Origin of the sequence: Pseudoalteromonas sp. H103 (genome assembly GCF_001469205.1) — a bacterium.
In the GTDB taxonomy this organism is placed as follows: domain Bacteria; phylum Pseudomonadota; class Gammaproteobacteria; order Enterobacterales; family Alteromonadaceae; genus Pseudoalteromonas; species Pseudoalteromonas carrageenovora.
The window spans coordinates 106,715-131,317 of record NZ_LOFG01000019.1 but is presented as its reverse complement, the minus strand read 5'-3'; the positions used below and the strand labels follow the sequence as shown (position 1 = coordinate 131,317).

The following is a 24,603-nucleotide window of genomic DNA, read 5'->3' as shown; positions in this document are numbered from 1 at the left end:
TTTTCGATAGGCAATTTATTTTTAATAAGTCATCGGTTAAGCCGCTGACTTATTCGGTTTAACTGCTGTAGGTGTAACTATGCTCGTTACATCTGCACTCTCTAATACTTTTTGCGTGTCTGACCAATGCAGCAACTCTATTTTACCGTTTTGCTGCTCTACTAGGGCTGTACAGCTTTCTATCCAATCGCCATCGTTGCAATACACTATGTCATCTTCAACCTTAATTTTAGGGTGATGGATATGACCACAAATAATACCATCCACCTTTTGCTTTTTAGCTTCGTGAATAGCCGCATCTTCAAAGGCTGCAATTGCCTCGCGGGCTTTATGTACACGCGCTTTTATATAGGCTGCGAGTGAATAGTAATTACCACCAAATACTTTACGAATTCGATTAGTCCAGCGATTTAAAAATAATAAAAAGTCATAGCCTGCATCTCCAGCAATACTAATGAGTTTGTTATAGCGGGTAGCAATATCAAAATCATCACCATGAACCAGTAAAAAACGCTTATTTGCTTTAGTGGTATGAATATATTGCTGATGGACTTCTACACCAAAAATTGTTTGGTCCACATAGTGTCTAAACGTTTCGTCGTGGTTACCAGGGATGTAAATTACACGCGTTCCATCCAGTGCTTTTTGTTGTATACAGTTAAGTACTTGGTAGTGGGAAGGATGCCAATAAAACTGGCGTTTCATCGACCATAAATCAACAATATCACCGACTAAATAAAGCGTATCGCATTCAATTGAGTTTAAAAAATCTAGCAGGTATTCTGCTTTACAATCTTTAAAACCTAGGTGTACGTCGGAGATCCATACCGCAGGATAGTGCTGCTTGTTTGCGTTTAATTGCTCTGTCATGTCCTTTCCCCATAGTGGAATAATTATCCACTTTAGATAAGGCGCGTGACATTTATAAGACACTTTGGCTAAGCCTGCATGACATTATACCAATCCGCAATAATACTTAATCATTTTGCGGGGCTAAAGGTATCGCTAACTGCGTTAAAAAATTCTCATTCACGACTGCATGGATGCAGAAGGTAGAGCAATGCAGGAGCAATTGCCGAGAACATCTAAATAGCGAATTTTTTCCTGGCTATCTACACGTTTTTCCATTCTCAAAATAGATCACTTAATTAAGCGAATTGGTATTACACGCAAAAAATTAAAATAAAAAAGCCGCTAATTAAAGCGGCTATCTGTTTATAGGCTCGTTAAACTATTAATTAACCTTTTACGGTAACCTTAATAACTTCAACTGCTGTGTCTATATCAACCATAAGTTTTTCGCCGGTATGACGGTTTTTAAGCTCGACTTTATTTTCGTCAAGGTTACGCTCGCCAATAACCAGTGTATAAGGCACACCAATTAATTCCATGTCATTAAACATAACACCAGGGCGCTCTTTACGATCGTCAAATAACACGTCTAAACCTGCATCTTTTAAACCTTGGTAAAGATTATTAGCAATATCAGGGATACGATGTGACTTATGCATATTCATTGGTACGATTGCTAAATCAAATGGTGCAATAGGTTGCGGCCATTTAATACCGTAATCATCATTGTTTTGCTCAATAGCAGCAGCAACAATTCGAGATACACCAATACCGTAACAACCCATAGTCATTACTTGGTTTTTACCACCTTCGTTTAATACGCCGGCTTTCATCGCTTCTGAGTATTTAGTCCCTAGCTGGAAAATATGGCCTACTTCAATACCACGTTTGATTTGAAGGTTACCTTGACCACATGGGCTTGCATCACCTTCAACAATATTACGGATATCTGCAACTTCGTAGTTAGTTACATCACGATCCCAGTTAATACCGCTAAAGTGTTCGTCATCTTTATTAGCGCCGGCTACAAAATCAGCCATTACATTTGCTGTTCTATCAACAATAATAGGCATTGATAAACCAACAGGGCCAAGTGAACCTGGTTTTGCGCCAATAGCTTCAACGATGTCTGCTTCTGTTGCCATTTCAAGAGGCGAGTCAACAAGTGGGTGCTTTTCAGCTTTTAGTTCATTTAAATCATGATCGCCACGAAGTACAAGTGCCACTAAACCACGTACTTCGTTTTCATCAGGCGTACCATAAACAATTAACGTTTTAACGCCACGATGAGGTTTTACACCGTAATGTTTTTTAAGCTCATTAATAGTTTTAGCATCTGGAGTAGGGAATGCTTTTAGCTCTTTGCTTGCTTCTGGGCGAGGATCAGTGGGAGCAAGTGCTTCTGCTTTTTCAATGTTAGCGGCATAATCGCTGCCATCACTAAATGCAATTGCATCTTCGCCTGACTCAGCAAGTACGTGAAACTCGTGAGAAACACTGCCACCAATTGAACCTGTATCCGCGATAACAGGACGGTAGTCAAGGCCTAAACGCTCAAAAATATTACAATATGCTTTGTGCATTGCTTGATAAGTTGCATCTAAACACTCTTCACTTAAGTGAAAAGAGTATGCATCTTTCATTGTAAATTCACGGGCACGCATAACACCAAAACGAGGGCGTCGCTCGTCGCGTACTTTAGTTTGTACTTGGTATAATGTAATAGGTAACTGCTTGTAGCTGCTTATTTCTTTGCGAACAAAATCAGTTATTACTTCTTCGTGCGTTGGACCAAGTGCAAATGTACGGTTGTGACGGTCTGTAAAACGCATAAGCTCAGGACCAAATTCATTCCAACGACCTGACTCTTCCCATAAATCTGCAGGTTGAATAACAGGCATTAGCATTTCTATCGCGCCTGCATTGTCCATTTCTTCACGTACAATGTTTTCTACTTTACGAAGTACACGTAAACCAGAGGGTAACCAAGTGTATAAACCCGAAGCGACGCGACGGATCATACCGGCTCTAAGCATTAACTGATGCGATACAATTTCAGCATCTGATGGCGTTTCTTTAAGTGTTGCGAGTATATATTGACTGGTACGCATTATTTTTCCGAAATAGAGTAATATGTTCTTTTAATAGAGCTTAAGTTTACCAGCGGATGCTTTTACACTAAAGCGCTAAGTGAGTTATTTAGCTTTTTTCTATACTTGTTACTACGTTATGTTCGCCATTGACTTGCCAGCGAATATTATAATTATACAAAGTCATTCCATAGCTCTGCTCGCCATCTTTTTGTTTTTTATAGGCAGGGCGCGGATCTTGTTTTAAAACATTACTAATAAAGTTGTGCAAATCTGGGTATTGCGTTTGCTGCTCAATAAAAGAGGTAACTTCAGGCGTAAACTCCACACTCATTTGTGTTTCTGGGCGTGTATCTGCAAAGCCTGCACTGGCGTCATGCATCGCATCTGAATAGGGTAGGTAGGGTTTTATATCTATTATTGGCGTGCCATCGAGTAAATCAATGCCTGCAAGTAATAAACTAAGCTGTCCATTTTTATATTCAATCCCTTCTAGCTTTACAGCGCTCATACCTATAGCGTTAGGTCTAAATGTAGCGCGGGTAGCAAACACGCCTTTTCGCTCATTACCGCCTAATCGAGGAGGGCGTACCATTGCTGAGTAGCCCTTATCTGCGGTTTCATGAAACCTAAATAGAAGCCAAATATGAGTGAATTCATCAATACCACGTACAAACTCTTCACGATTAAAATCAGCAGTAAACACAAGTTTCGCTTTAGCCTCTGGTACTAATCGAGGTTGCCTAGGAATGGCAAATTTTTGTTTGTATGGAGATTGAATATGGCCTATCGCCGAAATGCTGTAATCGCTCATAGTTCTCAGGTAAAAATAAAATAGGGCGTTATTCTACCTTTATTTAGTAGTTATGGCATTAATGACAACAAGTTAATTATTTATAGACCTACTGGTTTAAACGAATCAAATAGACTGATTGGTTTATAATATTATTAGAAGGGTTACAAAACAAAAAAAGGTAAGCCTAAGCTTACCTCTTATATACACGTTAAATATTATTAAAACATGTACTGAACTGAAACAGATGCAACATCCATATCTGGGTCAATATCATCATCAAGTTTGTAACGCTCGTACTCTAAACGAAATTGAACATTTGTTGTAAGTGCGTATTCAATACCTGCACCATAAAATACATCACCGCCATCTTGAGAAGTTGAAATGCTGCCTACAGGTAGTTCTTGTTCGTAGTCTGCATCCCATTCAAACCAACCACCTTTAGCGTATACAGAGAAGCTTTCGCTAATCGGTAAACCTAGGCGTGCAGCTAGTGATACACCATCAATTTCAGCTTTACTGTCAATATCGCTTACTTCATCAAAGTTTTGATAAGCAAGTTCTAAGCTTAAATATTCGTTAAATTGTGTACCGATGTAACCTTTAAGCATTTGCGCATCATCATCGAAGTCAGTGTCGTTGTCGCTATCTTCAAACTCAAAAGAATATTGTCCGTAACCAATACCGGTGTAAATACGAGGAGAATCGAAATCGGCAATATCAGCGTGTGCTGCAGAGTTAAAACCCATTGTTGCTAAAGCAAGTGCAGAAAGAGAAAGTGTTTTAATCATTGAATAGCTCCTTTAAAATAATATAAATGTTTGATTAAACTCATCAAACGACAATTACTTAGTTGCAGCGAGCGTGCCAAGTTTAAAAGAGCATAAAAAAACGCCATACCAAGTACTTAAGTACTAATAAATATGACGTTTAGGGTGTTTTGTAATCACATTGAACTTTTAGATGTTTTTGTTTTCTAATCTTAGTTGTATGTTTTACAAAACATTATGAGTTTTTTACATACCTATTGGGTACATACTTAATAAAGCTTATTTATACTTTATGAAGTAGGTTTTCAGTTTCTATCGCAATCTCTTTCATTTTTATAGCGTAGTTTTCTAATTTAATATCTTCTTCAGTAACGGCTTTAAATGATGGCACTTCTATTGGGTAACCGGTTTCGTCCATAGCAATAAAGCTAATAACACAGTGGTTTGTTTCAACCATATTTTGTGTTTTAGGATCGCCACAGCGAACTTGTATAAATATTTGCATGCTACTTCTGCCTGTATGGGCAATTTTAGCTTCTACTTCTACAATTTGGCCTACTAAAATAGGTCGTCTAAATTTAACACCAGCAACCGATACGGTTACACAATAATGGCCACTCCAACCAGCAGCACAGGCATATCCAGCTTGGTCAATCCACTTCATTACAGCTCCTCCGTGGACTTTACCACCAAAGTTTACATCGGTAGGCTCGGCTAAAAAACGAAAAACAACTTTTGACGACGGCATATTAAATACTCACTTTATTAAACTTATCTATGAGCATACCGTAAAAAAGGGGCCGAAGCCCCTGCAATTTAGGATAGGTTTATAATTTATATGTAAAAGATACGTTTTTAATGCACCTTTGTGCATAAAATAGTTACATATTAGGGTAGTTAGGGCCACCAGCGCCTTCTGGTGTAACCCAAGTAATATTTTGGCTCGGATCTTTAATATCGCAGGTTTTACAGTGCACACAGTTTTGCGCATTGATCACAAACTGGTTTGCACCTTCAATTTCTTGCACTTCGTATACACCAGCTGGGCAGTAGCGCTGTGCGGGTTCATCAAATTTAACTAAGTTCACAGAAATAGGGATGGCTGCATCTTTTAATTTTAAATGACATGGCTGGGATTCTTCGTGGTTTGTGTTTGATAAAAATACACTGGAGCTTTTATCAAAGCTCAGCTTTGCATCTGGTTTAGGGTAGTTAATTTTTGCAGCCGCTTTAGCGTCAACAAGAGTAGCATGATCGGGTGTATTATCTTTAAAAGTAAACGGCAAACCGCCGTTAAAAATGTTTTGATCAAGCGTATTATAAGCACCGCCTACAAATTTTCCGAGTTTGTGCATTGCTGGGCCGAAGTTGCGTGATTGATATAGCTCTTTATATGCCCACGAATTTTCAAATGCCGTTTTAAACTCGGTTAAATCAGTATTAGCCATATTATTTTGTAGTGCATCAAAAATGACTTGTGCAGCTACCATTCCCGATTTCATAGCGGTATGGTTGCCCTTAATTTTAGCAAAATTGAGCGTGCCTGCATTACATCCTACTAATAAGCCACCCGCAAAGTTCATTTTAGGTAGCGAATGTAAGCCACCTTTTGCAATTGCTCGTGCGCCATAAGCAATACGATCACCGCCTTCAAGTACGTTTTTAAATACAGGGTGATGTTTCATTCGTTGAAACTCATCAAACGGACTTAAATGCGGGTTTGAATAATTTAGGTCAACTATTAGGCCAACCACAACTTGGTTATTTTCACTGTGATACATAAATGCACCACCGTTGGTGTCGCCAGCAAATGGCCAACCCGTACCATGAACAACTTTACCAAGCTCATGTTTGCTTTCATCAATTTGCCAAATTTCTTTAAAGCCCAAACCGTAATGCTGAGGAGATGCATCGGCATCCAGTGCAAACTGGTTTATAAGCTGTTTACCTAAATGGCCTCGACAGCCTTCAGCAAAAATAGTGTATTTAGCACGCAGTTCCATACCTGGCATGTAACCGTCTTTCTCGTTACCGTCTTTATCGACTCCCATATCGCCAGTAATAATGCCTTTAACGGCTTCATCTTCAATAATTAACGAATGCGCGCTAAAGCCTGGGAATATTTCAACGCCTAAACCTTCAGCCTGCTCTGCAAGCCATCGACATACATTACCCATAGAAACAATGTAGTTACCATCATTATGAAATGTTTTAGGTGTAGCGAAGTGGGGGATTGATGTCGCTTTTTGCTCGTTATTAAACCAGTAGATTTCATCGTTAGTTACTTTAGTTGAAACAGGCGCACCCAATTCTTGCCAATTTGGCAGTAGCTCATCAAGCGCCTTTGTTTCAAATACGGCTCCTGAGAGTACATGTGCACCCACTTCAGAGCCTTTTTCTACTACGCAAATCATGCACTCTTGTTGTTTTTCTTGTGCTAATTGCGCGAGTTTAATTGCACTAGCTAGACCAGCTGGGCCTGCTCCTACAATTACTACATCAAATTCCATGGTTTCACGTTCGACCATAATAACCTCTCAATCAATGACGGGCTTAGCTAAATTAGATAAGCAATGCAGCCTTTTTAATACTTGCACATTAAACGTTACAGGCTGTGAATAGTTTAAGGTTATTTTAGGTTGACGTTTACGTCAACAGGAAGTAGTCTGATTTCATAAAATAAATAGGTTGACGTGCGCGTTACCTTGTAGGTTTAAATAATTATGGAGTTCCTATGAAAGTTCTCGTACCAATAAAAAGAGTTATCGACTACAACGTAAAAGCTCGCGTTAAAAGCGATAATAGCGATGTTGATTTAGCTAACGTAAAAATGGCAATCAACCCATTTTGCGAAATTGCAATTGAAGAAGCTATACGCTTAAAAGAAGCGGGCACAGCAACAGAAGTAATTGCCGTAACCATTGGCGCTAAAGCCTCACAAGAGCAGTTACGTACTGCTCTTGCGTTAGGTGCCGACAAAGCAATTCACATCGAAACCGATGAAAAATTAGAGTCACTTCATATTGCTAAGCTCCTTGCAAAAATTGTTGAACAAGAAGCACCTGAGCTGGTTATTTTAGGTAAACAGTCTATCGATTCCGATAATAACCAAACGGGGCAAATGCTTGCTGCCTTAACAAATCGTGGGCAAGGTACGTTTGCATCAAAAGTTGTTATTGAAAATAACAAAGTAAACGTAACGCGTGAAGTTGATGGCGGCCTGCAAACGGTAGCACTTAGCTTACCAGCTATTGTTACTACTGACTTACGCTTAAATGAGCCTCGCTATGCATCACTGCCAAATATAATGAAAGCAAAGCGTAAGCCGCTTGAAGTAATTGCAGCTGACTCGTTAGGCGTTGATTTAGCGCCGCGCATACAACTTGTAAGCGTAGAAGAGCCAGCTAAACGCAGCGGTGGCATTATTGTAGAAGATGTAGCACAGCTTGTAGAAAAACTTAAGACAGAGGCAAAGGTGATTTAAATGAAAACACTTGTAATTGCAGAGCACGATAACGGTGCCTTAAAACCAGAAACCTCAAAAACAATTAATGCCGCTGTTAAATTAGGCTTAGACGTAGATGTACTTGTTGCAGGTTTAAATATAAGCACTATGAGCGAAAAGCTAGCGAGTATTGCGGGTGTTAATGCGGTACTTACAGCAGACAACGCTGTTTATGAGCATCAACTAGCTGAAAGCATGACAGACTTGGTATTGAGCCTTGCTGATAACTACAGTCATATTGTGGCAAGCGCCACTACCACGGGAAAAAACTTTATGCCACGCGTTGCAGCGCTTTTAGATGTGGCTCAAATTTCAGAAATAATTGATGTAATAGATGCCGATACGTTTAAACGCCCAATTTATGCAGGTAACGCTATTGCGACAGTTAAATCACTTGATGCTAAAAAGGTTATTACCGTACGCGCAAGTAGCTTTGATTTACAAGGCGAGCAAGCCGCGGTAAGTATTAATACTTTAGATACGGTATCGGACTCACAGTTAAGTATGTTTGTAAGCGTTGAGCAAACTGAATCAGAGCGCCCAGAGCTTACTGCTGCAGAGGTGGTTATATCTGGCGGTCGTGGTATGCAAAATGGCGAAAATTTTGCGTTATTAAATGGCATTGCCGATAAACTAGGTGCCGCTATTGGTGCATCGCGCGCAGCCGTCGATGCAGGCTTTGTACCTAACGATATGCAAGTAGGGCAAACAGGTAAAATTGTGGCGCCTAACTTATATATTGCAGTAGGTATTAGCGGTGCTATTCAGCACTTAGCAGGTATGAAAGACTCAAAAGTGATTGTCGCAATTAATAAAGATCCTGATGCGCCAATATTCCAAGTAGCAGATTACGGCCTAGTAGCTGACTTATTTGAAGTGCTACCTCAGCTTGAAGGTGCTTTATAGCGCTTAATTAAGCAAAATATATTCTGGTTGAAAGCCGTGGTGCTCTTTGAGTGCTGCGGCTTTTTTATACGGTAAAATATAGACACAAAAAAACCAGCCAATTGGCTGGTTTTTAATGTTTCTAAACAACTTATTAAATAAGGGTTTAGTAAGTTGCGCTGCCTTTAGTACGAGGGAAGGCAATAACATCACGTACGTTACCCATACCTGTTACGTATGCAACTAAGCGTTCAAAGCCTAAACCAAAGCCAGAATGTGGCACACTACCGTATTTACGTAAATCGCGGTACCAGCTGTAATCTTCTTTGTTTAAGCCCATTTCGTCCAAACGAGCATCAAGTACGTCAAGGCGTTCTTCACGTTGCGAACCACCAATGATCTCACCAATGCCAGGTGCTACAACATCCATTGCTGCAACTGTTTTGCCGTCTTCGTTTTGGCGCATGTAAAACGCTTTAATATCACGCGGGTAGTTTTTAATAACTACAGGCGCTTTAAAGTGCTCTTCTGCTAAGTAACGCTCGTGCTCAGACTGTAAATCAACACCCCATTCAACAGCGTACTCAAACTTTTTGCCACATGTTTTAAGGATTTCAACAGCGTCAGTGTAATCAACTTGTGCAAAGTCTTTATCTACAAACTCTTCAAGGCGAGTGATTGCAGTTTTTTCTACACGTTGTGCAAAAAATTCCATGTCGTCACGGCGCTCTTCAAGTACGGCTTTAAATACATACTTAAGCATGTTTTCTGCAAGTTTTGCGATATCTTCTAAATCAGCAAATGCTACTTCAGGTTCAACCATCCAAAACTCAGCTAAGTGACGAGAAGTATTTGAATTCTCAGCACGGAAAGTTGGGCCAAATGTATAAATTTTTGACATTGCTGATGCGTAGGTTTCGCCGTTTAACTGGCCAGATACAGTCAGGAATGCTTCTTTACCAAAGAAATCTTCGCTGTAATCAACATCGCCTTTATCTGTACGCGGTAAGTTTTGCATATCAAGTGTAGATACACGGAACATTTCACCAGCGCCTTCACAGTCACTTGCTGTGATAATAGGTGTGCTGATCCAGTAAAAACCTTGTTCGTGATAAAAACGGTGAATAGCTTGTGCTAAACAGTTACGTACACGTGTTACCGCGCCAATCATATTTGTACGAGGGCGAAGGTGAGCGTGCTCACGTAAGTACTCAATGCTGTGGCGTTTTGCCGACATTGGGTAAGAATCTGGGTTTTCTACCCAACCTAAAACTGTTACAGAATTAGCTTGAATTTCAAATGATTGACCTTGGCCAGCAGATTGAACTAAAACACCAGTAACCGATACAGAACAACCGGCTGTTAAGCTAGTAACTTCATCATAATTATTCAGTGAATTAGGAACTACCGCTTGAATAGGATCAAAACACGAACCGTCATGAACGGCTAAAAATGATATTCCTGCTTTTGAATCGCGGCGAGTACGGATCCAGCCTTTAATTGTAACTTGGCTGTCTACCGCAACGTTGCCTTTTAATAGCTCTGAAATCGCTAAATGGCTCATCTTCACTCCAATGATATAAGTTGCCTAACTTTATTTAACTGTGCGCAGCACATTGGCATTAATTGCATAAACGTTGCTGCACTTGAACCCTGTATCTTACCTAGTTAACTCAAATAAAAAAACTATTGTGGGCAACTCTTTAAAAGTTTTTATCAATGCGCTTTATTTTTAGCCATTTTTAAAGCAAAAATGATCAAGTTTGTAATTTGATGCTCTGAAATTTAACGATTTTGTGGCATTATAAGTTTTTAAACTCTTTAACGTTGCCTTTTACTTAGAAACGGATGCCATGAAACAAGTTTTTATTTTACGAGGACTACCAGGAAGCGGTAAGTCTTATTACGCGCAAAACCTTGCTGACGAACTAGGTGGTGTTGACGAAAGCCAATATCTAATTTGTTCAACCGACGACTACTTTATAAATGAGCAAGGCGAATACCACTTCGATAAATTTAGGCTCTCGCAATACCATAATTTAAACTTGGCTCGTTTTATTAATGCACTCGCACAAAATATTCCATTAGTCATAGTTGATAATACTAATATTAAAAAGTGGGAATTTATCGCGTATTCACAAGCTGCTGTTGCTCTAGGGTATCAAGTAAAAGAAGTGATCGTAGGTGAAGTAAAAGACAAATCTATGCAGCATTTATACGCTAAGCGTAACTCACATAATGTGCCGCTTAAAACCATAAGTAAAATGGCGTACATGTTTGAGTGGTGATTTGCGTTAACGTTTTAATTTAAAAAGCCCATACATATGGGCTTTTTTAGTTTTTAAGTGCTACTAGCTAGCTTTTGTATAAACTGCAAGTGGGTGTGATGTACTTAGTGATACATGTACTTCATCGCCTGGGTTTACTACAACCTCATGGCTAACACGGCTTGTTACAACAGTAGAGCATGCAAGTTTTACAGCGCACAAGCGGCTGCCACCTTCAAAGCGTACCCATACAACTTCACCATTATTACCAACACTACTTTGGACAAGTAATACGTCATCAGGGCGAAGCAGTACATCAACATCGCCGCTTTCACAGTCAACGCCTTGAGCTGGTGCGTTACCTATAGCAGTAGTAGCTTGTCCGTTTTCAAATTTACCGGCAATAAAGCTAGCTTCACCTAAAAAACGAGCAACAAAACGGTTGTTAGGAATACTAAAGCAGCGCTCTGGTGTATCTATTTGCTGAATTTTACCCGCTTTTAAAACACCAACACGATCACCAACAGAAAGCGCTTCTTCTTGATCGTGCGTTACCCAAATTGCAGGAACACCGGCATCTTTAAGTGCGTTTCTAATATCCCAGCGCAGCATATCTTTTAGTGCAGCATCTAGGTTAGATAATGGCTCATCAAGTAAAACAAAGTCTGGCTCGTGTGCAAGAGTTCGGGCTAGGGCAACACGCTGCTTTTGACCGCCTGAAAGCGTAGCAGGTTTTTTATTTCTAAATTCGTCAAGACCCAATAGTTTTATCCAGCGCTCTGCAGGCGCTGTATTTTTTAATCTAAAGCAAATGTTTTGCTCAACCGTTAAATGCGGGAATAATGCAAAGTCTTGAAACACCATACCAACACTGCGTTTTTCAGGTGGTACCGTTAATTTAGGCGTAGCACGCCATTTACCGACGTTTATTTCGCCTTCGCTGATAGGTAAAAGCCCAGCAAGTGCTTGTAAAATTGTGCTCTTACCACAGCCTGTAGGGCCGACAAGCATAAGGATTTCACTTTGTTCAAGCGATAGATTTAAATCGCTGACTACACGGTTACTGCCATAATCTATAGACAACTGACTTACAGATAGCATTGTTATTAAATCCTTAATGTTCTAACTGATTGCGTTTTTCGCCAGTGAGCATAATAGCTAACGCGCACGCAGAAATCACTACTAACAATAGACCAGGTATTGCAGCGCGGCCAAAATAACCAGCTTCGTAAACACGCCATAAGTAGGTTGAAAGTGTTTCAAAGCCTGTAGGCCCAAGTAAAAGAGTGGCTTCAAGTTCACGCATAGACTCTAAAAACACAAGTGCTGCACCTGCTATTATTCCGCGCATAGTCAGCGGTAATGTAATACGCGTAAAGGCTTCACGTGGGCTTGCGCCTAGTACTCTGGCAGATTTAATTAAACTAGGATCTAAGTGTTCTGTGCTAGTACGAACAGAGCCTACCGCAAGCGGTAAAAAACGCAGCATATATGCAATAATTAAAAGCCCTAACGTTTGATATAAAAACGGTAGTTGTAAGCCGCCATAAACCAAAGCAGTACCCATTACTATACCCGGAATACCAAAACCAAAATAAGTCACGCGCTCCATTACTTTACCGGCTTTGCCACTAAGGGCAGCATGAGCAACTGGCACGGCTACAATTACGGCAACCACAGCGGCAATTGCTGATGCATAAGCTGAGTTCCAAGCAATATTAAAATCGAACGAGCTAAAACCATCACGCCCTAACCACAGTGTAAAAATGGCTAGAGGCAAACCAATGGCTAACAATAACACCGGCGCAAAGGCAACAAACATAGCGCTTAACTGCCACTTGTTAGGAAATAAAATTAGCGGACGACCTTGTTTTTCACTGGCTGTTTTTATTTGTGATTCTATTAATAATAAAAAGCCAACAATAACCATTAGCTGCAGCGAAAGCATTGCTGCTCGGCCTAACGCAAAGGCGTTGTATTCTACGTATATAACGCGGGTAAAGGTATCTAGGCGCATCATCGCCGGAGTACCAAAATCAGAGAGGGTATAAAGCGCAACTAATAAAGAACCTGCCGCAATACCATTAACTACACGCGGTAATATTACTTTAAACACGCTTTGTGTCATTGACATACCTAAAGTACGCGCTGCGTTGACCATGCTTGCATCTAAGCTTAAAAGCGATGAGCGGGTGGTCATCATTACAAAAGGGAAGGTATACAAAGTCATTACAATGGCAGCGCCAGTTAAGCCATACATAGAAGGGGTTTCTATGCCGGTCACTGTATTAATTTCGCCGCCAGGGCCAAAGGCCGCATACAAGGTAAATGCACCTATATAGCTGGGTACAGCAAGTGGCGCTGCAAAAAATACCAGCCATAATTTTTTAAAGGGCAAGTGCACATATGCACTAATAAAAGCTAAAGGCACACCAATTAAAATAGAACCTAAAACAGTTAAGCCCATTAACGATAGGGTGTTTCCTAAAATTTTTAAATTATGGCTATCAAAAACGGTACTAGCATCGCTTGCAAGTACCATTAATATAAAAACAGGGGTAAGCGTAATGAGCGCTGCAAGCAGCGCCATTGGGTAAGAAGCGGGTAGTCGCATTATAAAACGCCGTTATTTCTCATCAAATCGATGGTAGGTCGTAAATCTGCCAATTGGGTTAAATCTATCTTCGGCGGTGAAATATTAGCGAGCGATGGTAATCCATCGGGTTGACTAATGTTATTTATAAGCGGAATTTCGTACGCTTCAGTTGCTAAATAACCTTGTACTTCTTTACTAAGTAAATAACGCATAAAGTCAGTAGCAAGTGGATCGTCATTCAAGGCAAGTACGCCCGATGCATTAACTAAACATCCTGCATCGTTTTGAGTAAAGGCTAAATCGAGTTTTGCATCCGGTTTGCCTGATTTAAGGCGAAGAGTGTAATAGTGATTAGCAAAGCCAATATCTACTTCACCGCGTTCAACACCCATAACTACACCCAGTTCACCGGCGTAGGTTTTAGAGCGCTTTTGAACTTTTTTAAGCCATTTAGCGGTTTTGTCATCGCCTTCTAAAATTCTCATTGCGGTTACAAACGATTGAAAAGACGCATAAGCCGGCGCCCAGCCAATGCTTAAATCGCTATCGGCAATTTCCATAATACTTGTAGGAATTTGATCTTTCGTTAAGCGAGAGGTGTTGTAAGGCAATGTTCTAATGCGCCCAGTTACAGGAGCCCATTCTTTGTATCTAAATTGCGGCTGTAACTGCTCAGATAAATCAGTAGGAATTTTTTGAGCAAGCCCAGCGTCGGTTACTAAACCAATAGCGCCAGAATCTACAGCCCAAAATATATCAGCGCGTTTAACGCCGGCTTTAGCTTCGGCAACAATGGTATTAGCGAGTGCAGCAGTTGGACCTCGGCGTATGCCTAACTTAAAGTCTGGATTTCTTTTTTGAATAGCTTGTAATACGTTTTCGTATAAACCGCCTTCACCACGGCCTAAATATAAGGTGAGCTCACCTTTAAGCTTTGGTAAATCATCAACAGAAACAGGGTTTGCTATATTGGCAGCTAGTGCGCGAGAAAGAGGAAGTGGCAATGAGCCAACAACCCCTAACGCAGCTAGGCCTTGTATAAAGGTCCTACGCTTCACTTAAAATACATCCTTACGCGACTTCTCTGCTTTTTCTATAAGCGTTTTAGCGCGGTCTAATTTGGTTTGCATATCACTTACCACATTGCGTACGTCATCTACGCTTTTACCATTTTTAATTGCTTGTGGCAGTGTTACGTTAAAGTCTTTTTCCAGCACTTCAACTAAGTTGGCATCTTGTTCAATAAGCGTACCTTCTACGCCTTCAAATAGGTGTAGGTAAGTATCGTGAACAATGTCGGTGGCTTCGTCTTGTAGACGTTCAGCAAATTTAGCGACTACTCGGTCTAGCTTGTGCTTAATTTCATCAATTGTTGCACTTTGTGTCATTTCTTCTGTAGCCGTTGCTTTAACGCTTTCTAACAAGCCTTTTTGCTGGAATTTTGCGGCAAGCTTAACAGCACCAAGGCCTTGCCACAAGGCTATGTTCATTGCTTCTTGCTCTTTGCGTACTTCTGCAGCTGGTTTACCATTTTCGATGGCCATTTTTACGCCATATATACCTTGCCAAATAGATGCGTAAACAGGTACGTAGTTTGTTTCAATTGCGCTGTGGAACTTAACAGACTCCCAGTATTCAATTAAATCATCAGTTTTAACCGCTTTAGCGCCTTTTTTATCGTAGTCGCTTACCATGGTATCCACTTTACCTACCATCCATTCAACTTCTTCAGCGTAACTTTTTAGGTTAGCTTGAAGGTGATTTACATGCTCACCAATAGGGCCATTAGCAAGTGCTGGCTGTGCCATAAAAGCTGAAGCAAGTAAAAGGCTTGCACCTAAGGTTTTAGCTGGTTTAAATAATAAATTCATTGCAGAAGAGTCCATAAAGGTAATTGTAAATGATAGACATTATCATATCCGTATTGATCAGCGAGATCAATAACCATAAACTGGCTAAATAGATAAAAACACTAAATACAGCGCTAAGTTACGAGTAAACACAGTTTAAAGTTTAACAAGCGCAGTAATTAAGCGTAATGTTTACCTTTAATTGCATTATAAATAGCATCGCACAGTGTTTTTATACTGTTTGCATCACTTATATACGCAGGCATAAGGTAAATAAGTTTACCGAATGGGCGTATCCATACACCTTGCTCTACAAAATAGGCCTGAATTTTAGCAACATCAACATTGCCAGCAGCCTCGTTTAGTTCAACAACACCTATTGCACCTAAGGTACGCACATTAGCAACTGCATTAAGTTCGCTGCATTTATGAAGTTGTTGTAATTGGGTGTTTATATCGCTAATACGTTGTTGCCAGTTTTGATTTAGTAGTAAATCTATACTCGCGCACGCCACTGCACAGGCGAGTGGGTTACCCATAAATGTAGGTCCGTGCATCAAAACGCCGGCTTCGCCTTCACTAATACCCGTTGCTATTTTTTCGCTGGTAAGTGTTGCCGAAAGCGTCATTGAGCCGCCGGTAAGGGCTTTACCAATACATAAAATGTCGGGCTCAATGTCAGCGTGCTCAACAGCAAATAATTTACCCGTGCGGCCAAATCCTGTGGCAATTTCGTCGCAAATCAGCAGTATATTATAACAGCTACAAAGTTTACGTACGCAGGCTAAGTAATCGGGGTGATAAAAGTTCATACCACCCGCGTTTTGCACTATGGGCTCAATAATAAAAGCGGCTACTTGGCTGTGGTGTGCTTTAAAGTATTGCTCAAGCGTTTGAGCTTCTGCTTGGTTAAATTTGCTACCAAATTGACTCACTGGCGCAGGTACAAATATATGCTCGGGTAAAAAGCCGCTGTATAAACTGTGCATGGAGTTAACGGGGTCGCATACGCTCATGGCAGCAAACGTGTCGCCATGGTAACCCTTATAAGGCGTCATTAGTTTTTGTTTAGTGGTAATGCCTTGGCTAAGCCAATATTGCAGGGCCATTTTTATGGCCACTTCTACACTTACCGAGCCGCTATCGGCTAAAAACACTTTAGTTAAACTTTCAGGGGTAATAGCAACAAGCTTTTTACATAGCTCAACCGCGCTGTTATGGGTAATGCCACCAAACATTATGTGGCTCATGCTATTGATTTGCTCAACCATGGCGGCGTTTAAAGTAGGGTGATTATAGCCATGTATAGCGCTCCACCATGAGGCCATGCCATCTATAAGTTGCTCGCCGGTTTCTAGGTGAATTAAATTATGATTGGCATGGGTAACAGGGTAAACCGGGATTGGCTGAGTCATAGACGTATATGGGTGCCAAATGTGTTCACGATCAAAAGCAAGGTCAATCGTTTGTTTTTTATTCATATGTAAACTTTAACTTGGTGGGCTTCGTTGACAATGGTACTTCAAGACGTAGACTAAGCCAACATCACCACTGAGAAAAATAAGAGACTACTATGGAATTTGCACCTGTTCGCCACGATTGGACTCACGCACAAGTTAAAGCATTATTTGAAATGCCATTTAATGATTTACTTTTTAAAGCGGCGTCGGTTCACCGTGCTAATTTTAATCCTAACGAAGTACAAATATCTACTTTGCTATCAATTAAAACAGGCGCTTGCCCAGAAGACTGTAAATATTGCCCTCAATCAGGGCATTATAAAACCGACCTAGAACGTGAACGCCTAATAGAAGTAGAAAAAGTAGTAGAGCAAGCACGCCTTGCTAAACAAAAAGGCGCTACACGTTTTTGTATGGGAGCAGCTTGGTCAGATCCAAAAGACAGAGACATGCCGTACATTTCGCAAATGGTTAAAGAAGTAAAAGAGCTTGGCCTAGAAACTTGCATGACCCTTGGTAAACTTAGCAACGAAAAAGCTCATGAATTAAGCAGTGCTGGGCTTGATTACTACAACCATAACCTTGATACCTCACCAGAATACTACGAGCAAATAATATCAACCCGTACTTTTCAAGACAGATTAAACACTATTGATCACGTACGTGATGCAGGCATGAAAGTGTGCTCAGGCGGTATAGTCGGTATGGGCGAGCAAGCAAGCGACCGTTTTGGTTTGTTAATGCAATTAGCTAACTTGCCACAACAACCCGAAAGCGTACCCATTAATATGCTGGTTAAAGTAAAAGGCACACCCCTTGAAAACGTTGACGATTTAGATCACTTTGAATTTATACGAACCATAGCCACAGCCCGCATTATGATGCCACACAGTTATGTACGTTTATCGGCAGGGCGCAACGCCATGAACGAGCAAATGCAATCAATGTGCTTCTTTGCAGGCGCTAACTCCATTTTTTATGGTGATAAGCTTCTAACAACCGAAAACCCAGAAGCCGATGCCGACATGAACCTCATTAAAAAATTAGGCATGAACCCAGAAACTCGCGAAGATTACTCAGACGAAGCAGTAGCAGCGTCGCTTTCATCGCAAGTGGCTGATAAAGCAACGTCAGAATTATTTTACGAAGCTTAAGTTTAAACGTATGCCATTTGAATTTATAAGTACGCATCTGCAAGCGCGAAAGCAAGATGCGTTATTACGTAATCGCCATACTGTGCAAAGCGCTACAGCCCGCACCATTACAATAAATGACGTAACCTACCTCAACTTTGCGAGTAATGATTACTTAGGCTTTGGCGATTGCGCATTAAACCTTGAGCAAAGCCAAATACTGGGTAGTCACAGCTCGCCGTTAGTTACAGGGTATCAAGCGCAGCAGCAACAGCTTGAGCACTACCTTTGTGAGCAATTTGGCTATGGTGCAGGTATGTTGTTTAGCTCGGGGTTTAGTGCAAACAGCAGTGTAATTAAAGCGCTGTTTCAAGATAAAACCGCTGCGCAAAATAGTGCTATTTTTCAAGATAAGCTAAATCATGCCAGCTTAATTGACGGTGCAATGCACTCTAACGCCGCATTAGTGCGCTTTAATCATAACGATTTAAACCATTTACGTTCTCGGCTCGAAAAGTCAAAAGCGAAAAACAAGCTTATTATAAGCGAAGGGGTGTTTTCGATGGATGGCGATACCGCGCCATTAAAAGAGTTACTCGCCTTGGCTAAAGCACATAATGCATGGCTTATGATAGACGACGCACACGGCTTTGGCGCTTTGGGTAAAACGGGCTTAGGTAGCTGCGAAGCATTATTAGATGAGGGGTTAGCGCTTCCCGAAGTACTGGTTATTACTTTTGGAAAAGCCGTAGCAAGTAGCGGTGCGTGTGTATTAGCAAGTAAAGAGCTCATAAATTACATGCTGCAATTTAACCGCGATTACACGTATTCAACTGCTATGTCGCCGCTTATGGCAAGCCTTACGCTTTCTCGTTTAAAAACAATTAAAACAGCAACCAACAAACGCGAGCAACTTAATAGCAATATTGCTTTATTTAAACAGCTTGCTAAAACGCATAGCCTTGCGGTAATGGAGTCAAACACGGCAATTCAACCCATTGTACTTGGCTGCGCTGAGCAAACTCTAAAAGCCGCTGAGAAATTAAAAAAGCACGGTGTTTGGCTAACGGCTATTCGCCCACCAACGGTTGCACATAATACCGCTCGCTTACGAATTACGTTAACGGCGGCACATACACAAGCCGATATAACAACGCTTATTGAACATTTAAAAGGTTCAATAGCATGATTGCACGCGCATTAACTAATACACCAAAGCAAGCTGAGCGTATAACTGAGGTAGTTGAGCATAAAGTACCTCAAAACATAAAACCAATTGCAAATATGGCGAGCGGTATAATTAAACATCCTGCCAATAAGTCACTAAAAAAAGCAGCGCAAACTAAGTTTTCAAAAGCGGCAGAGCAATACAACAGCCATGCTAATGTACAAAAACAGGCTGCAAGTGACTTATTTAAATTAATAAATGTAAAATCACAAAATAAAAACAAGCTGTGTGTAGATTTAGGGGCTGGCCCGCTTGTAAATACACACACGCTGCAAAATGAGTTTGGGCAGGTATTGGCCATAGATTTAAGCTTAAACATGCTAAAAAGTAGCACGTTAAAATCACCTTGTATTTGCGCCGATATGGATAACCTACCGCTACAAGCAAACAGTGTAGATGCCATATTCAGTAACTTTGCTGTTCAGTGGTCTGCTAATTTTGAATTGTTAGTGCAATCACTTTATCGTGTTTTAAAACCAGGCGGGCAGGCGTATATAAGTACTGTGGTTGCGGGGTCGCTCAATGAAATTAAAACAGCCTTTACTGCGCTTGATAACAGCAGCCATATAAACTCATTTAATACACATATCCATATAAACCAATCAGTCCAAAAGGCAGGGTTTGCAATCAATAGCTTTCAAAAAAAGGTTTATACCGATTGTTACTCAACGCCTTTAAAAGCCATAAAATCAATTAAAGCCATTGGCGCTACTACACAAAACCATACTAATACACGCCAAGGGTTATTAACTAAATCGGCTCTGCAAAAGGTGTGTAATGCGTATCCGCTTATAAACAATCAAGCGTGTGTGTCGTACCATGTGGTATTGTTATCACTACAAAAACCAATCACAAAATTTAAATAGCGCACGATTAAAATACCAAGGCTAAGCAATGAGAGAATTTTTTATAACCGGTACCGACACCGACGCCGGAAAAACCCACGTTACCAGTTTACTATTAAAGCTACTTGCCCAACATAAAAAACCAGCTATTGGCTTTAAGCCGCTTGCTGCAGGCTGCGAAATGGCATTTGATCAGCTAGTAAACGCCGATGCGCTTATGCTTATGGAAAGCGCAACGGTAAGCGCCAAGTACGATGTAATAAACCCATTTGCTTTTGCACCGCCAATTGCACCGCATATAGCAGCAAAACAAGTAGGTGTAACCATCACGCTTGATAAATTAAGCGCAGCGTACTCTACACTTAAACAGCAAGGTGCTGATTATCACCTAACCGAAGGCGCTGGTGGCTGGGCATTACCTATTAATAACACCGATTATTTATACGATTGGGTTAAAGCAGAGCAACTTCCCGTAATTTTAGTAGTAGGCATGAAATTAGGCTGCTTAAACCATGCCTTACTTACAGCCGCCCATATGCAAAGTTTAGGCATTAACTGTGTAGGGTGGGTTGCAAACCAAGTAGACCCAAACATGGACGAATACCAAGCTAACCTTGATTCGCTTAAATCACGTTTGCCATTTCCTATTCTTGCAATAAGCCCTTACAGCGAGCAAACACCAAAACTACAAATATACAAAAGCTTACTCAATACTCTCGATTTAAATTCTTAAAAGTTAAAAAACTGCTTTGTTAAATACAAAGCAGCTTTTGTATAAAATACATAAGCTTAATATTTCGTTTCAGCCTTGAAATAATCACCCTTAGTACGCATATTACATTTATAACCAAGTTGCTATTGTTACTAAGGAAATAACAACCACCATGACCCACCCATTTATTGAAAATTACGCTCAAAATACGCACGTAAAGGCCGAGCCAGACGTACTAAAAAGTGCTTTGCCTAAAACCCGTGTGGGTATTTTAGGCGGGGGCACAGCAGGGGCAACAATAGCAATTCGCTTAGCAGCATTAGGTATTCACACTACTGTTTTTGAGAAAAAAAAGTCATTAATAGATGGCCCACCTATGTGCCACTTGCACGCAGGGGGTAATTTATACCGAGAGATACCCGACGAAGACTGCATAGACCTTCTTAAACAATGCATTGATATTTTAAGGCTGTACCCTTACACCATAGACGTACGTCCAACCGTGTTTGCTGTACCAAAGCGCGATGACGACTCACCAGATGATTTACTACCAAGGTTAAATAAAATAACCAATGCGTATAAAGAGTTAGTTGAGCAAGACCCTAACAACCAAGTGCTTGGCGAGCCTGCTAATTACTACCAGCTTTATAGCTATGAGCAAATGATCGCCCTTTCACATAAAGAGCAAATAGCAGAGCCTAAAACACTTGATGAGTGGATGATCCCCGTTGCCAAGCATCTAAATTTAAACAAAATAAAATACCCGCTTATTGTTGCTCAAGAATATGGTTGGAACATATTTAGATTGTCGGCCAGCGCACAGCTTGCACTTGCGCAGTATGAACACGCTAACGTACTTACCAGTACAGAGGTTAAACAGGTTAGCCAAGTTAATAGCAGTAATGACAAAACCCAATCACCAACCTGGCAAATTGAATACCAAAACGCACAAAGCAACGCCACACAAACAACAGAGGTTGATTACCTTATTAATGCCTGCGGGTTTCAAACCGGTATTGTTGATGACATGGTAGGCATTGATACCAAACGTATGGTCGAATTTAAAGCCTCGTATATTACTCATTGGCAGGGAGCGGGTGGGCAAATACCCGAAATTATTATTTATGGTAATCGCGGTACGCCCGAAGGTATGGCGCAATTAACGCCTTACCCAGATGGGTATTTTCAAATACATGGTATGACCAACGCAATTACCCTATTTAACGATGGCCTTGTTGAAACAAGCGGCAATAGCGCGCAACCTCAATTACCTAGCAAATATTTAGAGTACATAAGCGAAGGTTGGGATGAAACGGCACTTAAAGCACGCAGCCAAAAAGCAATAGATTTTGTTGCTGAGTTTGTACCGGCATTTAATAATGCAAATACACAAAACAATGCGTTATTTGGTGGGCAACAAATCCCAGGAGAAGACGACACATTACGCGTTGCCGATGTTAGCTTATATTCGCATATTAGCTATGCGCGCGCCGAAAACGTAAAAGCGTCATCTACGCTTATTGCTGCCGACGAAATAGTGGCTGAATTTACAAAGTTAGGCTTTGTAAGTGGCGAGCCCAATATTAATAACCACCGTAATAATCATCAATGGGCGTATCTTGAGCAAAACTGCAATGAAGACATAAGCAAAATTGCACAAGTGCTTGCAAAAGAGCGTGGGTTCCCTGTGGCTATGGCAAATATTAATAATGGCATAAACAAAACCACCTAAAGTTAAACCTCCTAACCATCTGTTTAAAAAGTGATTTAAAGCTTGCTGTTATTCTTAACTAACAGCAAGCCTATAAAATTTTATGCCTCTAAACACCCCAAAAAATATTTATTTATAAACGCATAAATAACCCTTGCGTTATGACATAGTTTGTCACAGAATAGCGCTAACGCTATGACATAGTGTGTCATAGCGCAGTGATTACTTTTAGCTGATTTAATTCTAAATTCGTAAATGGCTTAGTGATCAAACCTATTTTTGTGAGGACAATATGAAACGTATATTTTTGTTTTTATTAACTAACCTAGCGGTTATGTTGGTATTAGGTGTAGTGCTTTCAATAATAATGAGTGTGCTGGGCTTAAGCCATCGTAGCCTTGGCGGAATATTACTTATAGCCTCTGTATTTGGCTTTGGTGGCTCGTTTATTTCGTTATTTATGTCTAAGTGGATTGCTAAAAAATCAACGGGCGCACAGGTAATTACTCAACCACGCAACGAAACCGAGCACTGGCTTGTACAAACTGTATCAGCACAGGCTCAAAAAGCAGGTATAAAAATGCCTGAAGTAGCAATTTACGACAGCCCAGAAATGAACGCCTTTGCAACCGGCCCAAGTAAAAACAACTCGCTGGTGGCGGTTAGCACAGGTTTATTACATAACATGAGCCAAGACCAAGCGGAAGCGGTACTTGCCCACGAAGTATCGCACGTAGCTAACGGCGACATGGTAACGCTTACGCTAATACAAGGCGTGGTAAATACCTTTGTAATATTTGCTGCAAAAGTACTAGCAGGCATAGTAGATAACTTTTTAAATGGCGATGAAGAAGAGGGCGGCGGTAGCTGGTCTTACTTCTTATTCGACATGCTATTCCAAGTATTATTTGGTGTACTTGCAAGCATAGTGGTTGCTAGTTACAGCCGTAAGCGTGAATTTGCAGCCGACAGCGGCGCAGCTAAATTGGTAGGTGCAGATAAAATGCGATCAGCCCTTGAGCGATTAAAGCAAAACCACCCGTCGCAATTACAAGGCTCAATGATGGCCTTTGGTATTGCAAGTGGTAAAGGTATGGCTGAGCTGTTTTCATCTCACCCGCCGCTTGATGCGCGTATAGACGCACTACGTAAATAAGCTAACCCTTATTTAAAAACACAAAAGCCAGCTAATTAGCTGGCTTTTTAGTATGTGGTAACCGGTTTGTTCAAAGTTCTGGTTATTTACCAAAAATAATATCGGTAATTCCTTCTGGTGAGAGTATTTCAATCCAGTAGCCGTCTGGGTCTTTTATAAATGCTAAGCCCTTCATTGAGCCATCGTCTGGCTTTTTAACAAACTCCACATCGTACTTTGCAAAGCGCTCACTCGCTGCGTAAACATCCGGTACGCTAATACCAATGTGGCCAAAGCCTTTAGGCTCTTGGTTACCGCTGTGGTAACCCTCAAAGCTATCGTCGTCTTCTGTGCCCCAGTTATGGGTAAGCTCAATTAACGCAGGGCGACCAAATACCCATTTAGCTTTTGTTTTATCATCACCCTCTGGCTGCTCTGGCTCGTAGCCTAAAAAGTACAACGTAAACTTCATTTCAGGAAAGTCATACTTACCTAATAGCTTCATACCTAATACATTTTGATAAAATTCGAGCGACGGTTTGGGATCTTTAATACGCAACATAGTTTGCTGCATAACATAGCCTTTAGTGGCTTGTTCAATTTGCTCTGAAGATTCGTTATAGCTAGACATGGTAATCCTTTGTATAAATTAAGAAGCGAAAACATATATATAATGCTTAAACCATCATAATCAACTCTAAGCTAAATAAAAACTCCCTCGCATACATCACTATTTATAACGGATTACGTCCATAAAGCAGAAGTTAGTAA

22 protein-coding genes are annotated in these 24,603 nt (G+C 40.7%); 9 read left to right on the top strand and 13 right to left on the bottom strand.

Going from position 1 to position 24,603, the window contains the following annotated elements; genetic code table 11:
* Window positions 1–36 precede the first annotated feature (36 nt).
* The 6 genes from ATS74_RS17305 to ATS74_RS17280 form a co-directional block, all read right to left on the bottom strand.
* Entirely contained in the window at window positions 37–870 is an 834-nt protein-coding gene (locus ATS74_RS17305) for a UDP-2,3-diacylglucosamine diphosphatase (protein ID WP_058550110.1), read from the bottom strand.
* 368 nt (window positions 871–1,238) lie between these two features.
* A complete protein-coding gene (locus tag ATS74_RS17300) occupies window positions 1,239–2,963 on the bottom strand; it encodes a proline--tRNA ligase (RefSeq protein ID WP_058550109.1) in 1,725 nt (574 codons plus the stop codon).
* Window positions 2,964–3,051: 88 nt separating this feature from the next.
* Entirely contained in the window at window positions 3,052–3,756 is a 705-nt protein-coding gene (tsaA, locus tag ATS74_RS17295) for a tRNA (N6-threonylcarbamoyladenosine(37)-N6)-methyltransferase TrmO (RefSeq protein WP_058550108.1), read from the bottom strand.
* 200 nt (window positions 3,757–3,956) lie between these two features.
* Window positions 3,957–4,526: an outer membrane beta-barrel protein gene (locus ATS74_RS17290; RefSeq protein WP_058550107.1), complete on the bottom strand. Its 570-nt coding sequence runs from the start codon at window positions 4,524–4,526 to the stop codon at window positions 3,957–3,959.
* A gap of 262 nt (window positions 4,527–4,788) precedes the next feature.
* Window positions 4,789–5,253, bottom strand: coding sequence for an acyl-CoA thioesterase (locus ATS74_RS17285; RefSeq protein WP_058550106.1), 465 nt, complete (start codon window positions 5,251–5,253; stop codon window positions 4,789–4,791).
* Between the two features lie 133 nt (window positions 5,254–5,386).
* Window positions 5,387–7,033 (bottom strand): electron transfer flavoprotein-ubiquinone oxidoreductase, encoded by a 1,647-nt coding sequence (locus tag ATS74_RS17280; RefSeq protein WP_058550105.1) that lies wholly within the window; start codon window positions 7,031–7,033, stop codon window positions 5,387–5,389.
* Window positions 7,034–7,239: 206 nt separating this feature from the next.
* On the opposite strand from ATS74_RS17280, the gene ATS74_RS17275 reads away from it, so the two are divergent.
* Together ATS74_RS17275 and ATS74_RS17270 are read left to right on the top strand one after the other, a co-directional pair.
* Entirely contained in the window at window positions 7,240–7,989 is a 750-nt protein-coding gene (locus ATS74_RS17275; RefSeq protein ID WP_058550104.1) for an electron transfer flavoprotein subunit beta/FixA family protein, read from the top strand.
* Complete coding sequence (locus ATS74_RS17270; protein WP_058550103.1) at window positions 7,990–8,916, top strand: electron transfer flavoprotein subunit alpha/FixB family protein; 927 nt, start codon at window positions 7,990–7,992, stop codon at window positions 8,914–8,916.
* Window positions 8,917–9,061: 145 nt separating this feature from the next.
* Here the strand turns inward: ATS74_RS17270 and asnS are convergent, their stop codons facing one another.
* Entirely contained in the window at window positions 9,062–10,459 is a 1,398-nt protein-coding gene (asnS, locus tag ATS74_RS17265; protein ID WP_058550102.1) for an asparagine--tRNA ligase, read from the bottom strand.
* 289 nt (window positions 10,460–10,748) lie between these two features.
* On the opposite strand from asnS, the gene ATS74_RS17260 reads away from it, so the two are divergent.
* A complete protein-coding gene (locus tag ATS74_RS17260) occupies window positions 10,749–11,183 on the top strand; it encodes an ATP-binding protein (protein WP_058550101.1) in 435 nt (144 codons plus the stop codon).
* Between the two features lie 63 nt (window positions 11,184–11,246).
* Here the strand turns inward: ATS74_RS17260 and ATS74_RS17255 are convergent, their stop codons facing one another.
* The 5 genes from ATS74_RS17255 to bioA all read right to left on the bottom strand — a co-directional run bounded on the left by ATS74_RS17255 (window position 11,247) and on the right by bioA (window position 17,089).
* Window positions 11,247–12,263: an ABC transporter ATP-binding protein gene (locus ATS74_RS17255; protein ID WP_058550100.1), complete on the bottom strand. Its 1,017-nt coding sequence runs from the start codon at window positions 12,261–12,263 to the stop codon at window positions 11,247–11,249.
* Between the two features lie 13 nt (window positions 12,264–12,276).
* Window positions 12,277–13,776, bottom strand: coding sequence for an ABC transporter permease (locus ATS74_RS17250; RefSeq protein ID WP_058550099.1), 1,500 nt, complete (start codon window positions 13,774–13,776; stop codon window positions 12,277–12,279).
* Window positions 13,776–14,816: an extracellular solute-binding protein gene (locus tag ATS74_RS17245; protein WP_058550098.1), complete on the bottom strand. Its 1,041-nt coding sequence runs from the start codon at window positions 14,814–14,816 to the stop codon at window positions 13,776–13,778. Before ATS74_RS17245 ends, ATS74_RS17250 begins: the two co-directional genes overlap by 1 nt.
* The gene (locus ATS74_RS17240) at window positions 14,817–15,629 is read right to left on the bottom strand and encodes a hypothetical protein (protein ID WP_058550097.1); all 813 of its coding nucleotides are present in this window, start codon (window positions 15,627–15,629) and stop codon (window positions 14,817–14,819) included.
* 158 nt (window positions 15,630–15,787) lie between these two features.
* Window positions 15,788–17,089: an adenosylmethionine--8-amino-7-oxononanoate transaminase gene (gene bioA, locus ATS74_RS17235; RefSeq protein ID WP_058550096.1), complete on the bottom strand. Its 1,302-nt coding sequence runs from the start codon at window positions 17,087–17,089 to the stop codon at window positions 15,788–15,790.
* A gap of 92 nt (window positions 17,090–17,181) precedes the next feature.
* Between bioA and bioB the strand changes: the two genes are divergently transcribed.
* The 6 genes from bioB to htpX all read left to right on the top strand — a co-directional run bounded on the left by bioB (window position 17,182) and on the right by htpX (window position 23,853).
* Window positions 17,182–18,222, top strand: coding sequence for a biotin synthase BioB (gene bioB / locus ATS74_RS17230; protein WP_058550095.1), 1,041 nt, complete (start codon window positions 17,182–17,184; stop codon window positions 18,220–18,222).
* 10 nt (window positions 18,223–18,232) lie between these two features.
* Window positions 18,233–19,390 carry an aminotransferase class I/II-fold pyridoxal phosphate-dependent enzyme gene (locus ATS74_RS17225; protein WP_058550094.1) on the top strand — a complete coding sequence of 386 codons (1,158 nt, stop codon included), beginning with the start codon at window positions 18,233–18,235 and terminating at the stop codon, window positions 19,388–19,390.
* 95 nt (window positions 19,391–19,485) lie between these two features.
* The gene (locus ATS74_RS17220; protein WP_058550195.1) at window positions 19,486–20,295 is read left to right on the top strand and encodes a methyltransferase domain-containing protein; all 810 of its coding nucleotides are present in this window, start codon (window positions 19,486–19,488) and stop codon (window positions 20,293–20,295) included.
* A gap of 28 nt (window positions 20,296–20,323) precedes the next feature.
* Window positions 20,324–21,007 (top strand): dethiobiotin synthase, encoded by a 684-nt coding sequence (gene bioD / locus ATS74_RS17215; protein WP_058550093.1) that lies wholly within the window; start codon window positions 20,324–20,326, stop codon window positions 21,005–21,007.
* A gap of 151 nt (window positions 21,008–21,158) precedes the next feature.
* Window positions 21,159–22,718, top strand: a complete 1,560-nt coding sequence (locus ATS74_RS17210; protein ID WP_058550092.1) for an FAD-dependent oxidoreductase — start codon at window positions 21,159–21,161, stop codon at window positions 22,716–22,718.
* 271 nt (window positions 22,719–22,989) lie between these two features.
* A complete protein-coding gene (gene htpX, locus ATS74_RS17205; protein ID WP_058550091.1) occupies window positions 22,990–23,853 on the top strand; it encodes a protease HtpX in 864 nt (287 codons plus the stop codon).
* An 82-nt stretch (window positions 23,854–23,935) separates the two neighbouring features.
* Here htpX and gloA read toward each other — a convergent pair whose 3' ends face one another.
* Complete coding sequence (gloA, locus tag ATS74_RS17200; RefSeq protein WP_058550090.1) at window positions 23,936–24,463, bottom strand: lactoylglutathione lyase; 528 nt, start codon at window positions 24,461–24,463, stop codon at window positions 23,936–23,938.
* Window positions 24,464–24,603: the final 140 nt, after the last annotated feature.

Excerpts from the sequence above, each read along its gene's own strand:
- ATS74_RS17220 (WP_058550195.1), top strand. The coding sequence starts at position 19,486 with ATGGCGAGCGGTATAATTAAACATCCTGCCAATAAGTCACTAAAAAAA.
- tsaA (WP_058550108.1), bottom strand. The coding sequence starts at position 3,756 with ATGAGCGATTACAGCATTTCGGCGATAGGCCATATTCAATCTCCATAC.
- ATS74_RS17210 (WP_058550092.1), top strand. The coding sequence starts at position 21,159 with ATGACCCACCCATTTATTGAAAATTACGCTCAAAATACGCACGTAAAG.
- ATS74_RS17240 (WP_058550097.1), bottom strand. The coding sequence starts at position 15,629 with ATGAATTTATTATTTAAACCAGCTAAAACCTTAGGTGCAAGCCTTTTA.
- ATS74_RS17270 (WP_058550103.1), top strand. The coding sequence starts at position 7,990 with ATGAAAACACTTGTAATTGCAGAGCACGATAACGGTGCCTTAAAACCA.
- ATS74_RS17255 (WP_058550100.1), bottom strand. The coding sequence starts at position 12,263 with ATGCTATCTGTAAGTCAGTTGTCTATAGATTATGGCAGTAACCGTGTA.
- htpX (WP_058550091.1), top strand. The coding sequence starts at position 22,990 with ATGAAACGTATATTTTTGTTTTTATTAACTAACCTAGCGGTTATGTTG.
- ATS74_RS17260 (WP_058550101.1), top strand. The coding sequence starts at position 10,749 with ATGAAACAAGTTTTTATTTTACGAGGACTACCAGGAAGCGGTAAGTCT.
- bioB (WP_058550095.1), top strand. The coding sequence starts at position 17,182 with ATGGAATTTGCACCTGTTCGCCACGATTGGACTCACGCACAAGTTAAA.
- ATS74_RS17300 (WP_058550109.1), bottom strand. The coding sequence starts at position 2,963 with ATGCGTACCAGTCAATATATACTCGCAACACTTAAAGAAACGCCATCA.
- ATS74_RS17280 (WP_058550105.1), bottom strand. The coding sequence starts at position 7,033 with ATGGTCGAACGTGAAACCATGGAATTTGATGTAGTAATTGTAGGAGCA.
- ATS74_RS17250 (WP_058550099.1), bottom strand. The coding sequence starts at position 13,776 with ATGCGACTACCCGCTTCTTACCCAATGGCGCTGCTTGCAGCGCTCATT.
- ATS74_RS17275 (WP_058550104.1), top strand. The coding sequence starts at position 7,240 with ATGAAAGTTCTCGTACCAATAAAAAGAGTTATCGACTACAACGTAAAA.
- ATS74_RS17225 (WP_058550094.1), top strand. The coding sequence starts at position 18,233 with ATGCCATTTGAATTTATAAGTACGCATCTGCAAGCGCGAAAGCAAGAT.
- ATS74_RS17290 (WP_058550107.1), bottom strand. The coding sequence starts at position 4,526 with ATGATTAAAACACTTTCTCTTTCTGCACTTGCTTTAGCAACAATGGGT.
- bioD (WP_058550093.1), top strand. The coding sequence starts at position 20,324 with ATGAGAGAATTTTTTATAACCGGTACCGACACCGACGCCGGAAAAACC.
- gloA (WP_058550090.1), bottom strand. The coding sequence starts at position 24,463 with ATGTCTAGCTATAACGAATCTTCAGAGCAAATTGAACAAGCCACTAAA.
- ATS74_RS17285 (WP_058550106.1), bottom strand. The coding sequence starts at position 5,253 with ATGCCGTCGTCAAAAGTTGTTTTTCGTTTTTTAGCCGAGCCTACCGAT.
- asnS (WP_058550102.1), bottom strand. The coding sequence starts at position 10,459 with ATGAGCCATTTAGCGATTTCAGAGCTATTAAAAGGCAACGTTGCGGTA.
- bioA (WP_058550096.1), bottom strand. The coding sequence starts at position 17,089 with ATGAATAAAAAACAAACGATTGACCTTGCTTTTGATCGTGAACACATT.
- ATS74_RS17305 (WP_058550110.1), bottom strand. The coding sequence starts at position 870 with ATGACAGAGCAATTAAACGCAAACAAGCAGCACTATCCTGCGGTATGG.